Source organism: Bradyrhizobium murdochi, assembly GCF_000472965.1.
Lineage (GTDB): Bacteria > Pseudomonadota > Alphaproteobacteria > Rhizobiales > Xanthobacteraceae > Bradyrhizobium > Bradyrhizobium murdochi.
Genome location: NZ_AXAU01000018.1, coordinates 103134 through 119592, shown reverse-complemented (window position 1 = coordinate 119592; position 16459 = coordinate 103134). Strand labels below are relative to the sequence as shown.

Below are 16459 nucleotides of genomic sequence, written 5' to 3'. Positions count from 1 at the left end.
CCATTGGCCGACGGTCGGACTGTCGTTACGCATCTGCTAGCCCGCAGCCGCATGCTTCTGGGGCCCGGCGCTTACCGCTTTCTTCGATCGTTCGACCTGCCAAGGGAGATTAGCGCCGAATTGCTCGATGCTGATGCGGACCGTACCAGCATGGACGTCGAAGCGAGATGGTTTTCCGACCTTCGATCATCATTGTTGCTTAGGCCGTCAGGAAATGAGGAGGCTGAAAGAATACAGCGCGTTTACCGCATAGCCTTGTGGCGGCAAGATGCCTACGCATCCGTCTTGAGCTCGCTCGCCGGATCGCTCACGTTCGATCGTTCCAGTGTCGCATGGCGAAAGATTGACGACGAAGTTACCGTCTCAGAGAGTACCTTGCTTAAACTCTCCGCATGCCTCGCCAAACTCGATCTGCCCGACGGCGGAATGCTTGCCACTCATCCCCTGGGCTCGCCTGTGGAAATGGAAGGCGCACTTTGGAACTTGGCCTCAGCATTTGACGGCAGCAAGACCGTGGGAGAAATCGCCGAGACATTCGGACAAGACTCAGAAGTCGTATCGGCCGTGGCTCGGTTCCTGTTAGTAAAACGTCTAGCATTCGAGAATTCATTGATGGAAGTGAAGCTGGCCGACGAAATAGGCGGACGCTCGCTCGATGAGTGCAAGACTATCTACCCTGCCGAGAACCGATGGCGGCAGCGATATCAGCCCTATCAACTGGACTTGCTGGCTCAGGTTAAGGCGCTACTAAGAGTAGCTACGATTGGGCCATGTCAAATGCAGCTTCACGCGGAGGCATTGGAAAGCGTCGGCCATCAGGCCGGACTTTGCCTTACCGTCACTTCCATGCTGCAACCTGGTCCGGAATTGCAGGAGAAGAATTGGGCGGCTGTGATCTGCTCGGCTGCTTCCTTCATGGCCCGATTTCTAGAAGCGACTTGGGCATCACCGTCGCGCGTCCGGCAATGTATACCCGAACTATTGGCAAGGGTCGATAACCTGATCTTCGAAATCAGGCAGCACACGAATGCACCCGTTCTTCTATTGGGCCTTAGTCGATCGGGTTTGTCCAATGACAGTTCGTGGACGGAAATCAGTGCGGCCATCGCCGAAGGCAACCAACAGCTGGCCCGCTACATGTCCGATAGGGACGGTGTGGTGCTCATCGATCAGGAGGAAATTACTGCCAGATCCGGGGGAGCGTATTGGGACGATCTGTACACGGCCTCGCCGCATCATTCGGCGATAAGCTCCTGGAGCTGGGTGGTAATGAAGCCCCACGTTACGGATCAATCGATCGACAAGGATTCAATTCCCTCAAGCCCACCGGTTGCTCCTGGACAAGCCGACCCGGCGGGAACTTTGGCAGAAAAGGTTGTCCGGCTTATCCTGGGGTTACACGCCCGGCCTATTAAGTTGCTATTTGTCGATCCGGACGATTTGCTCTGGCCCGGAACTCTCATCGCACGCCCGCATCCGCTTGGACGCATCCCGCATTATTTTGCGGACGTCGAGCAGTATCTCTATTCAGGAATCCACGAAGCTCTTTCGATTATAAGACGACGAGGCGTGAAACTTGTACTAGCAACAGAGACGCCGCGTTCGCGGCTCGAGCAGTTGTGGCGCATTGATGTCCCCGTCGAAAATGTCGTGCGTTTCACGGACGTTTCGAACATTGTGAATCCTCGCAGCCTCGATGCGGTCGCGACTACCCTAGACCGGTTAGGGGTAGCGCCCGAAGAGGCACTCTGGTTATCACGCTCCCGACCTAAACCTATGTCGAGGATGCATGCTTACAGAGGTGATATTTGGCATATCAGAAGCTTTCTATTGGACAACCCGCTACTCATGTCGCCAGAGCGCCCGGATTTAGTCCGGGAAATGCCCGCCGAAGCGGTGAGGTCTGCATCCCCCAATCAAACTAGTGTTAGCGACGCGCTTAATACGCTTATCGCGCGCTCACTTGGCTGCAGCACAACGAAGCTGACTGATGCCAGCGACCTCCGAAATCTAGGCCTAGATTCAATCGGTGCTGTTAATCTTCTTAATAATATCGAAGAGCATTTCGGTATCGAGCTGGAGGATGCCGATTTTACGGAGGCTGTTGCCTTCAACGGGGAAGCTCTTCTCGGATCGGTTGTAAGAGCGGTGAATCGCTTAAGCCAAGTGCCCCGCTACGTTACAGAAGTAAACGGTCTTGAAGCTAAGGAAGCCTCTAGCTTGGGCGAATTCGTTCGCCACGCGCTCGTTTCGTCGAGACAGGAATGGCTGTTTAAGATCTTGAGAAGCAATGATATGGGCGATTGTGATTATCTCTCACCTCGTACACTCCTTCAACGCGTCGAGCAATCCGCGGCGTGGCTCCGCAACGAAGGACTAAAGCCGGGTGACATCCTCGCCATCCAAACCGAAGATCTATCACTTCAGATCGAGATGCTCTTAGCAAGCTTGATCGCTGATATCCTCCCGGTCGTTATGGCTCCACCTAGAGTGCTGGACGCTTCAACGCTGGCCGAATGGACATGTTCTTTTTCTTCCCTGACCCGAACGGCCGCCCTATTCAGCGACAACGAAAAGGTCACCCGCGCGCTAGCCTGGGTTCGACCTCATCTCAAACTGCTGCCGGCTGCCAGCGCAAGAAATTGCCATCAAGGAATTTACCTCAAGCCTTCAAATACCGACGTCGACGCGCCAGCGATTGCGCTCCGGTCCTCTGGATCCGCTTCACATGGCCACACTTTCATCCACAGCCATCGCGCGATCTTGACTGGGTTGAGAGAGCTAGCTGAAAGGCTGAAACTAACTCAGAATGACGTTATTGTTAACTTTGTCCCAATCCATCACTCGATGGGACTTTTGAATACGGTGCTGCTTCCCCTACTAGCAGGAGCGCGCGTCGTTACGATGAATCGCTCTATCTTCGCTACTGCTCCTTATACGTTTCTCCGTGAAGCGACGAAGGAGCGCGCTACCTGTGCTTTTGTCAACAACGCAGCTCTCACACATTTGGTCAGAGCAGCCAAGCCACGATTGCTTCGGGAAATCGACCTTAGACATTTTCGCCTAATCGTGGCGGCCGGAGAGCCGGTGACCGCCCTCGTGTTCCAAAAATTCGCAACGATGTACGAAAGCGTCGGACTTAGAAGAGGCGCGCTGTCTTCGGGCTATGGCATGGCGGAAGCCGGTGGGCCTATCGCGCACGGGGCTCCGGGCCATCCGCCAAAGGCGCTATCCGGCAGCGACACAATCACAACCCATGGAAATCTGCCAGCAGCTTCCGAAATCCTATCGTCTGGAAGGCCCCTTCCGTCAGTCCAGATACGAATCGTCACGGAAAGCGGGTCGATCGCACAAGACGGCGAAATAGGTAGGATTTTTGTTCGTGCTCCGGGCATCGCCCTGAATATCGATAGAACTTCGGAAGCGGGCGTGGTGACACCTGACGGTTTCCTCGACACTGGGGATCTGGGAAGCATGAACAAAGAGGAGGTTTTCGTCATCGGCCGCCGCGACGACACTATTTTGGTTTCTGGAGTTAACAACTACCCAGCGATAATTGAGGCTGCTGCAAGCAAGGTGCTTCCGGACACAGTAGAGGCTGCGCTGTGTTTCGGCGAATGGGACGCTGAGGGCGGCACCGCCCGTCTTGTTCTGGGCGTCGAATGCCAAGGCGGCCAACTCACTGCTGAGAACGAAATGCGCATCCGTGAATATCTATTAATCCATTGCGGCGTTGTCGTTAAAAGTATTCGCGCGTATAAGATTGGAACGTTCTTGCGAACTCCTTCCGGCAAACTCTCGCGAAGCGCGACCCTCGGAAGGCTTGGGCATAGCAGCTGAGAACAACAGTGGACGGGTGTCTACGGTGTTAACTGTTCAATCCTGCTGGACCCTCGCGGACACCCAACGATCCCATAGCTTAGATTGTTTTAGCCGCGGTCCTTCGTTGATTGAGCTCTCTGATGAACTGAAGGTGCAATTGCGGGAGGCCGCGGGGCTGATTCGATCCGAGCTAGCAGACACTCCCGTTCCTGTCGAATACACACTCAAGCCAATTTTTCAGCCACGCCCGAACGTTAACCGAGGCCATTACAGTCGACGAATGCTACCATTCGCGGAAGCTCTGGCGAAGGTCTTGGCGTCTCCTGCGCGGGGGCCAACCTACTACATTTCGGGTCTCCCACTTTCGCGCTTTCCCATAAGTTTGGCGAAACCAGTGTCGCTAATTGCGTCGGTCTTGCACACTCCTCCGTTCGAGTCATTTTTGTTCATAGGAGGTTTGAACTCCGGCTCTTTCCTTCACTACGATCTCACCCACAATTTGATGATTGGGATCGAAGGAGAAAAGGAGGTCCACCTCATTGACCCAAGGCGCGCGAACGGGATCAAACCCTATAGCGCAGTCCATCAATGCCGACGCTATGCTGCCCTGCCAAGAAACCACGATGGCCTGGCAAGATTGCCTGAAGGTACTAAGACCTTGGTGGCACGCGTGGGTCCCGGGCAAGTGCTGGGAATTCCTGCGCATTGGTGGCATCAGGTGCGCAACTCTGATCTGGCGATCAGCGTAAGTTTAGCTTTGCATAGGCCGTGGTATGATAGGCTAGTCTGGGCGGATTTGCGATGCTATATCGGAGACCTCGCAAATAAGTCCAAGCTTGTGGCCGAAAACACAATACGAAAAATGCAGGACTACCCGAAAAGCTCGTCGTGAGATGTCTTTTTAAGGCGGTGGTACCGAAAGTCCCATAATAAGCGCAGCATGGGTTCAGTAAGCGTTGTGCCTTTGCGAAGGGGCGTGCGACGTCAGGCCACGCGGCCAGAAGGGTGGCGGCATTTTTCTGCGACGGCTCGCTATGTATGCCGCGCCATCTGCTGCTACGAAAGGATACCGGCTTGCGGACTGCCCAACAATCCCCTGCCCTAGCTTTCTCAAGAGGCTGTCCTCGCAGGCTGAGACGTCGATGTAGATGATCTCGTATATGGTTTCAGGCCGCGCACCTGATGGCGTCCAGCAAGACGGGTGCATGAATTCGATCTTAGGTATAACGAAAGAATGAGCCCCGGCGTGTCCGATGAGGCTCGCACAACCAAGGCGTTTAGTGATATCCTTGGCACGGTTGACCTACCGGGACTCATCGGCAGGGTAGCGAGGACGACAATGATCGGTCCTAGTCTATTAGAAGCAGGTATTTATACGGTGCCCGCCGCTGCGGAGCTTGTCCAAGCTCCACAGCGAATGGTGAGGATTTGGGTTGGCGGCCACAAGCGTAAACAAGCTCCGATCATCCTAAATGAACTGGGTCGCGTTGACGGCAAGGTGGCTGTTAGCTTCAGCAATCTAATGGAGCTTCGCTTTGTCGCGTTATTTCATGGCGCGGGCGTGAAGCTCCGTGACATACGCGCGATAATGAATCAGGTGAAGGACACACTTGATCATCCCCATCCCTTTGCAACGCGTACTGTGTTTAGAACCGATGGCCGGAAAATTGTAGCTGAGATTGGCCGGAAGAACGGCATCGATAACATCTATGATTTGCGCAGCAAGAACTATGAGATGCATCCAGTCGTGATGAAGTCTCTAAAGGATGACGTGATTTATGATCCGGCTGGCGACGCCGTGTCTTGGCGCCCGCGCCGGAAAATTGCGCCGAATGTTGTCATCCATCCCGTATTTTCTTTTGGGCAACCAATTCTACAAGAGAGCCATATTCCGACGGCTACTCTGGCAGCCGCAGCCAAGGCAGAGAAAAGCACTAAAGCGGCGGCGTGGATGTACGAGATACCTGAGAAGCAGGTTCGGGAAGCTGTTAAGTTTGAACAAGATCTTCATAGGGCTGCTTGAAGATAGCGTTTGACGAGCACATACCCCCGGTTCTGGTGAAAGTCTTTCAAGAATTCGCCAGCGATAGGCATTTGCTCAAACTAAACGCAGACCTCGTCCTACAAAGCGTAAAGCTTTACTACCCGAAACCAGAAGATTCAGACTACCTACGGCGCAATGACGCTCCCTGGGTGAAGCGGTTCGCGGCCGCTGGTGGAAAGGTCGTGATCTCTGGCAATACCCGGATGAAGATTGTCCCGCACGAGCGATTGGCCTTAGTTGAAGAAGGCATGGTCGTCATCTTCTTTGACGGCGGTTGGAACAATTGGAATTTTTTCAAGAAGTGCTCGCTTCTTATTCATTGGTGGCCGACGATCGTTAAGCAGTTGAAGACGGCTAACCCAAGTTCGTTCTGGCATGTCCCGGCTGTGTGGCCCATTAAAGATGGGAGCAAGCTGAGGTCCGTTTCCAATGAAGACCTTAAGCTTCTCAAGATCGACCGGCAGAAAGCCGCTCAAGGCAAAATGAGATCCGCGCGAGACTCAAAACGGGCCAAAGCTTACCGGCATCCTGATCTATTTGCAGATTCGCCAGTGACCGCTAACGAGAGCCCAAATGAAGCAGAAACCACAGAAGCTAGATGATCCATAACCGTCGCGCGCTTTCATCGAAAAGGCTCGCGAGATCGAAGCAGATGAAAATCGTTCGGCTGCGGACAAGCTGATGGAACGACTGGCAAAGACGAAGCCGCATCCAAAAACCTCAAGACCAAATGAGGCTAATGCACCGCTGGCCTGCTGAAACGCTTCTACGGAATTCTCGTCTGGACATCATAATTTGCGCTATCGTTTGGCTTGGAGCTTGGGCGCGGGGCAAGGTGAGTTAAGATGCTGGCCGAAGAGGCCACCAACTAAGGCGTTAAATGCGTCCCTATACCACGAAAGAGAAAGCCAAAATAGCAGCCGGGGCCATCATGGCTTATCATCGTTAGATGGCTGGCTGTGTTTTGGCTGGCGATGCTTTCTACGCGTTAGCGGCCGCCAACTGAGGCGGCCCTAAAAGAAGTGAACTTCGAGCCTTGCAACAAGATCTAGACCCACATCAGATAGCTCATCCACGATCCCCCAAACCCTACGCGGTACCCAACACCCCAGCCGTACTTCGATAGTCCATGGCCATGCGATCGCCAGCGCCCATCCCTGGAAGCGGCTTCTCGCGAGTGGCCGTTGCGCATCGATCGCAATTTGACCGCGGCCGACGATCGACTAGCCTGCCTCCGCCTGACATTGCTCGCGCCGAACACTGCGAGGCGATACTGGGCGGAGGCAGCAGCGTTGCCAGACTACAGCTGGATTACGGTGTCCCTATGCTGGCCACAATCCGCCCACGGCAAGCGTAGGATAACGCTAGCAAGTTCAGTGATTTCTCTAGCGTATTCTGGCAACTTCTGGCATCCACTACCATCCATTCATGGGCTGCGCTCTGATGCCGGACGAAATTCTAACGCTGCCCGAGGTGGCCCAATTGCTAAAGGTCGCCGAAAAAACCGTCTACACAATGGCCCAAAAGAACCAGTTGCCAGCCTTCAAAGTGCGCGGGCAATGGCGGTTCAAGCGCGTCGACATCGACCGCTGGATCGAGCAGCAGAAAGAAGTCTGCCGTGATGAAGGCAGGAACTGACGTGGCCGCCTCGCTTTCGTCCGAGATTCACGACGTTTTGCTCAAGACGCAGGACACCTATTACAAGTTGATCCTGGCCGTCGGGCCAGCACGTACGGGCAAGACCGCTGCCCTCACGGAGCTGGCCGCGAAGCACAAGTGGCCACGAATCAATGTCAATCTCTGCTTATCGGAGAAGCTTCTTGAACTGACGCATCGGCAGCGGGCTGTCCGAGTCGCGGGCATTCTTAACGACACAGTGCGAGACGAGACCTCCAACGTCGTTTTGCTCGACAATATCGAGCTACTTTTCGCTCCGGAGCTAGCGCAAGATCCCCTCAAGCTGCTTCAGTCATTATCTCGAAACCGGACGATCGTCGCTGCGTGGCCGGGCAACTTTGATGGTTCCTCACTGACATATTCGGAGCCCGGCCATCCCGAAGCCCGGCGATATCTCACACCCCAAGCGGTGATCGTAAAGGCCAGCGAAACTAATCTGCCGGACATTGAATCGTCTGGGAAGGTGACAAAATGAAATACTCAGATCTTATTCAGTTCGAACCAATTGAAACGGTGGTCCAGCTCCGCGAAGCAGATACCGCCGCTGATGCCCGTCGTCTAGTCGAAACATTTGTCATCTCCGACCGAATGGCCGATCTGCTCAGCGAGCTTGTGATTCCGCAGCTGCAGTTCAGCAAGCCAGCAGACAACAAGGGCATTCTTGTCGTCGGCAACTACGGTACGGGTAAATCGCACCTGATGGCCGTTGTCTCGGCGATCGCCGAGCATGCCGATCTCGTTTCCCGAATGACCAATCCAAAGGTCGCTGAAAAGGCCGCTGATGTCGCCGGCCGCTTCCGCGTCATCCGCGCCGAAATCGGTTCCACTACGATGTCTCTTCGGGAGATAGTGTGCTCGGTTCTGGAGGACGGATTGGCGCGGCTCGGAGTCATCTACGAATTTCCGTCCACCGATGATCGACATGAGAACAAATCCGCATTCCAGGAAATGATGGCCGCGTTTCAGGCCGCGCACCCCGATCGCGGCCTCATCCTCGTCCTCGACGAACTACTCGACTATCTGCGCTCACGCGCTGACCAAGCCCTGAGTCTCGACCTTTCCTTCCTCCGGGAGCTTGGAGAGGTCTGCAAAGGCTCTCGTTTCCGCTTCATTGCAGGTGTGCAGGAAAGCCTGTTCGACAATCCGCGCTTTCAATTCGTCGCCGACACGCTTCGGCGCGTTAAGGATCGCTTCGAGCAGGTCCGCATTGCTCGTGACGATGTCGCTTTTGTCGTGGCTGAGCGAATTCTGAAAAAGGACGCTAAGCAGCAAGCGCTGGTCCAAGAGCATCTGAAGCAGTTCGCGCCACTCTACGGCTCGATGAACGAACGAATGGAGGAGTTCGTTCGTCTCTTCCCCGTGCACCCGGCCTATCTCGACACGTTCGAACGCGTCTACGTGGCCGAAAAGCGCGAGGTGTTGAAGACGCTCAGCGCCGCAATTCGCCGCATCATCGGTCTGGAACTCCCAGCAAACGACACTGGACTCATTGCTTTCGATTCCTACTGGGGCGTGTTGCGAGACAATCCGTCATTCCGATCCGATCCCGCCATCAAAGAGGTCATCGACCGCAGTGGTGTTCTTGATGCGCGCGTCCAGCAAGCTTTCACCCGACCGCAGTACAAGCCAGCAGCGATCCGGATCGTGCACGCGCTTTCGGTCCATCGTCTGACGACGTCCGACATCTACGCACCGATTGGAGCGACGGCGGAGGAGCTGAGAGACGATCTCTGTCTGATGCTGCCCGTTCCCGAAAGGGACGCCGGGTTCCTGCGCACACTAGTTGAGACAGTGTTGAAGGAGTTGCTGCGAACGGTGAGCGGTCAGTTCCTGAGCTTCAACAAGGAAAATGGGCAGTACTTCCTCGACTTGAAGAAGGATGTCGATTTCGATTCCCTCATCGAGAAGCGAGCCGAGACCCTCGGCGATGCACAGCTGGATCGCTACTACTTCGATGCCCTGCGGCGTGTGGTCCTCGAAGACCCGGATGCCGCGCCATACGTCACCGGCTATCGCATTTGGGAACATGAGATCGAGTGGCGGGAACGACGCGCGGGCCGAAGCGGGTATCTGTTTTTCGGCGCTCCAAACGAGCGCTCGACTGCGCAGCCCGCACGCGATTTCTATCTCTATTTCCTGCAGCCCTTCGACACACCCTATTTCAAGGACGAGAAGAAGGCTGATGAGGTCTTCTTCAAGCTGAAGGATCGCGACGACACGTTCGACCGGATGCTGCGCCTCTATGCCGGCGCGCGTGAACAGGCTGCCGATGCCTCGGGCAGCAACAAGAGGATCTACGAGGACAAGGCCGGCGACCATCTCCGTACCCTGACATCGTGGCTCCGCGAACATATGCCGATGGCTGTCGAGGTCGTGCATCAGGGACGGTCCAAGACGCTGCAGGAAGTCGTCCGTGGCAAACTTCCGCCCAATGCGACGGTCAAGGATTACGTCAACACGGCGGGCTCGGCGCACTTGGCGCCCCACTTTGCCGATCGAAGCCCGGAGTATCCCATCTTCAGCGTCCTGGTCACGCGCCAGAATCGCGACCAGGCTGCTCAAGAGGCGCTACGGTGGATCGCCGGTGGCATAAAGAGCAAGCAGGGCACGGCAATTCTCGATGCTCTGGAATTGTTAGACGGCGAGACGCTCAAGCCGCGCAACTCTCGCTACGCCAAGCAGGTGCTCGACGCCTTGAGCCGGAAGGGCCAAGGCCAGGTGCTCAATCGATCCGAGTTGGTCGCGTCGGAAGCAGGCGTCGACTACTGGACGAAATTTCGCATCGAACCTGAGTTTCTGAGCGCGGTCCTGGCCGCGCTCGTTCACAGCGGAGACATCGTCCTCAGCCTTGCCGGCAAGAAGGTGGACGCGGCCGGCATCGATCAATTCGCAAAGGTTGGCATTACAGAGGTCACCGAGTTCAAGCACATCGATCGCCCGCGCGATCTGCCGCTGGGGCCACTCCAGGATCTGTGTGATTTGCTCGACGTGCCCAAGGGCCTCATCGTCAATCCTGCGAACCGGGATGACGGCGTGGCCAAGATTCAACAACGCGCCGGCGAGCTACTCGGCAAGGTCGTCGCCGCCCAGGCACGGGTCCCCGAACTGATCTTCTGGGGCCGCCCCATTCTCTCCGATCAGGAGCAGAAAGACTGGAAAGACCGGCTCGGCAGCCTGAAGGGGTTTCTCGAGTCGCTGCAGCCGTTCAACACGTCCGGCAAGCTGAAGAACTTCCCGCACGACTCGGCGGCGGTGCTCGGCCAGAAGCCGGCGATCGACCTCTCTCGCGAAGTCGACGAGCTTGGCGCAGTTCTTCAGCAGACCAACCCGCTGACCTCCTATCTCGGCAAGGCGGAGGCGCTGCTCGACGCCGGTCATCCGTGGCAGGATGCTGTTCGAACCGCACGCGCCGATCTCATGGCCAAGATCGCTAGCCCCAAGCAGCGCTCGGAAGCCGATTTCAAACGATTTTTGACCCAGACGCTGGGCGATCTGAAGACCAAATATCAGGATGCCTATCTGGCCGCGCATGAACGTGCTCGCCTTGGTGCCAACGACGACAAGCGCAAGGCGAATCTCGCCAAGGATTCACGCCTCGCTCAGATTCAGAGAATCGCCAATGTTGAAATGATGCCGACGCCGCAGCTGCGGGATTTCGAGAACAAGCTGTTTGCGCTGAAGACCTGCTTCCAGCTTGGGCGTCCAGACCTGGACAGCGATCCCATCTGCCCGCATTGCGGCTTCCGTCCGGCGGAAGAACCGGGAGGCGGCGCCAGTGCCAAGAAGGCGCTGACCGACCTCGACGAGGTGCTGAACGCCATCGTCCGCGGGTGGACGGACACGCTACACACCAATCTCGAAGACCCGACCGTGGCTGGAAATATCGAACTGGTCAGCGATCCCGTTGGAAAGCGTGAGCTTCAAAGCTTCCTGAAGAGCAAGACACTGCCAGATCCCGTTAGCCCGGCTTTGGTGACGGCGCTGCGGGATGTTCTTGGTGGCCTGCAGCCGGTGACATTCGGCAGCGGCGATCTGCAAGCCGCACTCTCCGAAGGTGGCCTGCCATGTACCATGAGCGATTTGAAGGAGCGCTTCGATCGCTACGTCGCCAACCTGACCAAGGGCAAAGATGCGTCCAAGGTCCGTATTGTCATCGAATAGGTAGGACCAATGTCAGATGGAGCCACCACGCCAGATTCTTCGGCCTTCCGACGGGCCTCTCTGATTTACCCGCAGCCGGTGGCCATTGCTTGCGGGCGCGTGTTGCGTGGCAGGTCTCATTCGGAGCGATTGGATGCATGTTTGCGTGCCGGTGAAGTGCTCACGCGTTACATCGCAGCAGTGGCGCTATCATCCTTCGCTGCACGCGAGGGCGGCGACGGTCTAAACATCTCTGTCTTAGACGGGAATTTGGCGTTCGGCCACTTCCTGTCCACTGCACAGCAGATAGCTAACATCGAAGTACCTCACCCCTTGGGTCCCTATCTGGCTGCCGGGTTCAAGCCAAAGAAGGGGCAAGTGACAGGAGTTACATACTCTGCGCTGGAGGCGCTGCTGAACCTGCGAAACGAGCTTGGTCACCAGCTCCAAACCATCAACTCTCCCAAGGCTCAAGCGTTGCTCGAAGAGCGCAAGCCAGACGCACGGCTCGCCGAAGCACTGAAGGGCGTTGATGGGCTGCTGATGCTTCCACTGTTCGTCGTCGAAGATCAGCAACTCGTCCAAAAGGTGATCCGAGCCCGCCGCCTTCTGCTCATGGGGGAGTCTGCCGACCCTTCACCGGACGAGGTTGAAGTCACCGAAGGGGTCGACGAGCTTGGTGTTCCATATGTTTCAATCAACGCAACTCTTCTGAGGCTTCCGCCCATCCTCGTTTGGGCGCTTGTCCAACAGCGGGCGAATACGCGTCTTCTCTTTTTAGACAAAGTAGGTCCGCAGACGAGCCGCTATAAGACTGTGGAAGGTGACGAGATAGGTGGGGCGTCGGACCGCGCTGCAGAAATCTCCGCGCTGTGTGGGGGAAAGAAACGACAAGGCGAACGCGTCGAGCTCCGCGATGGTCGGCATCTCGCGCGCGAGTGGGGTGAAAGGCGTCGCCTGATTGAGGACACCGGAGCACGAGGCGAAGGGCTTATTCCATGGGATCATTTCGATCTCGGGACCATCAATTGGTTTGTCAACCGTCTAACGCCAAAGGCAGACGGCTCGCCAGCCGGAGTTATTTGCGAACGCCTGCTCGACGGCCGGACATCGATTAACGCCCACGAACGGCGACAGCTTGTGCTGCTGTTCGGCACGCCTGCGTCCGCGCGTGAGGAACTTCGCCGCGATGTGATGGATCTTCAGGTTATCACCGACCCCCAAAAACGATGGGATGATCGCCTGCTGATCGAGCGCGCCAATCTGTTTGAGACGCTGCGACAGGCGATCGACTTCCTGGCCCGAAATCTCCGGACCATCGGCCTCACCGTGGAGGGACTAACGAACACCACTGGCGCGCCGGACTATATCGCCATTCGCGAAGCGCTCGTGAACCAATTTATCCATCAGGATTATGCTGATCAAACCGCATGTGCACGGGTAGTAGTTCGACCACACGAAACGGTTCTCTTTAACGTCGGCCATTCGCTGGTCGATGTAGCTCGCCTGGAAGAGGGTGGCAGCAGTCAGGCACGTAATCCCCTCGTAGCGAGGGCAATTCGGCTAATCGGCTTTGCGGAGATCGCAGGTTCTGGCTTGCGTCTTCTGCACAGTGCATGGCGCGGTGCTCACCGACCACCTCCAAGAATCGTCTCGGACCGCGATGCAAACAATTTCACGTTGACCCTTGATTGGCGGCCTCCTGCTAAACTGCATGATGAATTGTGGCACCGCCTCGGTGTGAAACTAACGTTGAGCCAGGCGAAGATTCTCAGACTCGTAAAGTCACAGCCACACGCGACGATAGAGACGCTGAGTGAAGCCAGCGGCATGGAGCCGGACGCTGTGCGTGCTGATCTTGACCATCTTGGGTTCCAAAAACTGCTGGAGTGTCACGGCGGTCACTACACCGTGGCGGAACATCTGCGGGAGATCATATGAAAAGGCGGTCCAAAGGAAACGGTGATCTCTTCATTGAGGAGTCAGGGCAACTCCGTTTGGTCGACAAGTCGGTGGAGCAGCAATCGTTGGAGAAGGGCAAGGTCGAATGCCTCGGGATGACCTTCGACAGCGAGGATGCCCGCCGGGGCTATTTCACCGAGCTGCTGCGGGAGAAGCTGGCTGATCCGGAGTTCCGCAAAACTCCCGGATTCCCCAACGGGACCGATGAGGACATCATCCGAATGTCCGATCCGCCTTGGTATACGGCTTGCCCTAATCCCTTTCTCACAGACTTCGTACGCGCATATGGCAAGCCTTACGATCCGAAAGAGCGCTATGAGCGCGATCCGTTCGCGGTCGACACGAGCGTCGGGAAGACTGATGCGCTCTACAAGGCACACGGCTACCACACGAAGGTGCCGCATCTCGCGATCGTCCCTTCGATCCTTCACTACACAGAGCCCGGCGATATCATCCTGGACGGTTTCGCCGGCTCGGGCATGACGGGTGTCGCCGCCCAGTGGTGCGGTTCGGCGCCGGCGGAATATCGTAAACAGATCGAGGCGGTGTGGTCGAAACAGGGACTATCGAAGCCGACATGGGGTGCACGCCGGTCGATCTTGAATGATCTGGGGCCGGCAGCCACGTTTATCGCCGCGAACTACACGTTGCCATTCGATGTGGCAGCATTTTCCCGAGCCGCGCAACGTATACTCACCGAAGTCGACAAGGAACTCGGTTGGATGTACGAGACACTCCACTCAGATGGAAAGACCAGGGGCCGCATCAACTTCACAGTCTGGAGCGAGGTTTTCAGCTGCCCAGAATGCGCTGGCGAAGTTAACTTCGTGGAGGAGGCTCTCGATCCGTCCACAAAGCGTGTCCACGATCACTTCCCTTGTCCGCACTGCACCGCTGTCCTGACAAAGAGCCGCTTGGAAAGGCTGTATGAGACGAGGTTTGATACGGCCATTGGAAGGAATATTAGGACCCCCAAGCGCCGAGCGGCCTTGATTGACTACTCAGTCGGCAACGCCAGGTACGAGAAGATCCCTACATCCGATGACGCGGCGGTGCTTGACAGAGTCGCGGCCATGCCTTTGCCAGCAGAGGTGCCCACGCAGGCAATACCCTACATGCACATGACTCATGAGCGCGCCCGTATGGATTCTGCTGGCGTTACTCACGTGCACGATTTCTTCTTGCGTCGCCAGGCTCAAGTGATGGCTCTCGCCTGGCGGAAGGCGTCTTCAGTCGAAGACTTTCGCATTGCCAATATGCTTCGGTGGTTCCTTGATCACGCTATTTGGGGGATGTCTATTCTTAACAGGTACAAGCCAATCCAGTACGGTCGTCCTGGAGGATCACAGGTTAACAACTATCTGGATGGCGTATACTATGTACCGTCCCAGATTGCGGAGTGCAGTCCTTGGTACAATCTTAGCCCCCGTGCGAAACGGTTACCGACGGCTTTTTCCGAGGGCTCATCTCATTCACGAGGGGTATTTGTCAGCACCGGAACGTGCGCGCGTCTAGGCCTTCCGGATGATTCAGTGGACTACATTTTCACGGATCCCCCGTTTGGCGAGAACAAATATTATGCAGATCTGAATTACCTCGTTGAGTCGTGGCACGGCGTTTGGACAGATGCCGCTCCTGAAGCAATTGTGGATCGCGCCAAAAAGAAGACCATCGCTGAGTACCACGAGTTGATGCGCGCCTGCTTCGATGAATACGCTCGCGTCCTGAAACCTGGACGCTGGATGACAATCGTATTCAGCAATTCATCAAATGCAGTATGGCGGGCCATCCAAGAGGCGCTCGGAACCTCCGGCTTTGTGGTAGCCGACGTCAGGATGCTCGACAAGCAGCAGGGGTCCTTTCGTCAGGTCACGAGCACCGCGGTCAAGCAGGACCTCGTGATATCCGCCTATAAGCCGACCGAGGCTTTAGCTGAACGCTTTGCGTTAGGAACGTCGTCGCCAGAAGGTGCTTGGGCTTTCGTGACCGAGCATCTTGGCCACGTTCCGATTTTCTCCAGTGTTGAAGGCGTCGCTGATGTGGTCGCGGAGCGCACTGCGCAAGTGCTTCACGATCGGATGATCGCCTTCCACGTGCAGCGCCAACTCTCGGTGCCGCTTTCGACCGCGGAATTTCTCGGAGGCTTGACTCAGCGCTATCCCGAGCGCGACGGCATGTACTTCCTGCCAACGCAGGTTGCTGAGTACGACCGCAAACGAAACACGGCCGCCGAACTACGTCAGCTGAGCCTATTCGTCATCGATGAGGCGAGCGCCATTCAATGGGTGCGCCGCGAGGTTCAGGACAAGCCGCGCAGCTTCCAGGACCTCCAGCCCGCGTTCATGCGCGAAATCCAGAACTGGGCGAAGCACGAGCAGACGGTCGAGCTCAAGGAAATTCTCCGACAGAACTGCATCCATTACGACGGCAGTGGACCGGTGCCGAACCAAATCCATTCGTACCTCTCCACGAACTTCAAAGAGTTTCGTAATCTCGCCAAGGATGATCCGGCGCTGACCACCAAGGCGGCGGATCGCTGGTACCTACCTGATCCAGGAAAGCAAGGTGATTTGGAGAAGCTGCGCGAGAAGGCGCTGCTGACTGAGTTCGAGACGTACAAGCAGGCGAAGGAACGAAAACTGAAGCTATTCCGCACTGAAGCGGTGCGTGCCGGCTTCAAGGCCGCCTATGAGGGACAGGACTACAAGACAATTGTCAGCGTCGCGGCGAAACTACCGGAGAACGTGCTGCAAGAAGATGAAAAGCTGTTGATGTACTACGACGTCGCGAGCATGCGTCTCGGTGATGAGTGAG

At 56.3% G+C, this 16459-nt stretch carries 9 protein-coding genes; all 9 read left to right on the top strand.

Translation table 11 applies throughout. The features are described from left to right. Positions 1-3: 3 nt before the first annotated feature. The 9 genes from YUO_RS0128020 (at position 4) to YUO_RS0127980 (ending at position 16458) form a co-directional block, all read left to right on the top strand. Positions 4-3840, top strand: a complete 3837-nt coding sequence (locus YUO_RS0128020) for an AMP-binding protein (protein ID WP_198028108.1) — start codon at positions 4-6, stop codon at positions 3838-3840. Between the two features lie 16 nt (positions 3841-3856). Further along, positions 3857-4714, top strand: coding sequence for a cupin-like domain-containing protein (locus YUO_RS49015; protein WP_430649564.1), 858 nt, complete (start codon positions 3857-3859; stop codon positions 4712-4714). Positions 4715-5161: 447 nt separating this feature from the next. After that, on the top strand, positions 5162-5845 hold the full coding sequence (locus tag YUO_RS0128010) for a hypothetical protein (RefSeq protein WP_156908798.1): 684 nt from the start codon (positions 5162-5164) through the stop codon (positions 5843-5845). Beyond that, a complete protein-coding gene (locus tag YUO_RS0128005; protein ID WP_028350242.1) occupies positions 5842-6468 on the top strand; it encodes a PIN-like domain-containing protein in 627 nt (208 codons plus the stop codon). The genes YUO_RS0128010 and YUO_RS0128005 overlap by 4 nt, the downstream gene beginning before the upstream one ends. Before the next feature lie 841 nt (positions 6469-7309). Beyond that, positions 7310-7504, top strand: coding sequence for a methylation-associated defense system helix-turn-helix domain-containing protein MAD1 (mads1, locus tag YUO_RS0128000; protein ID WP_028350241.1), 195 nt, complete (start codon positions 7310-7312; stop codon positions 7502-7504). Then, positions 7488-8018, top strand: coding sequence for a BREX-3 system P-loop-containing protein BrxF (brxF, locus tag YUO_RS41915; protein WP_063830324.1), 531 nt, complete (start codon positions 7488-7490; stop codon positions 8016-8018). Before mads1 ends, brxF begins: the two co-directional genes overlap by 17 nt. Then, a complete protein-coding gene (locus YUO_RS0127990; RefSeq protein ID WP_028350240.1) occupies positions 8015-11704 on the top strand; it encodes a DUF6079 family protein in 3690 nt (1229 codons plus the stop codon). The genes brxF and YUO_RS0127990 overlap by 4 nt, the downstream gene beginning before the upstream one ends. 9 nt (positions 11705-11713) lie before the next feature. Beyond that, complete coding sequence (locus YUO_RS0127985) at positions 11714-13624, top strand: ATP-binding protein (RefSeq protein WP_156908797.1); 1911 nt, start codon at positions 11714-11716, stop codon at positions 13622-13624. Continuing rightward, positions 13621-16458, top strand: a complete 2838-nt coding sequence (locus YUO_RS0127980; protein WP_083754739.1) for a DNA methyltransferase — start codon at positions 13621-13623, stop codon at positions 16456-16458. Before YUO_RS0127985 ends, YUO_RS0127980 begins: the two co-directional genes overlap by 4 nt. The last annotated feature ends 1 nt before the right edge of the window (position 16459 follow it).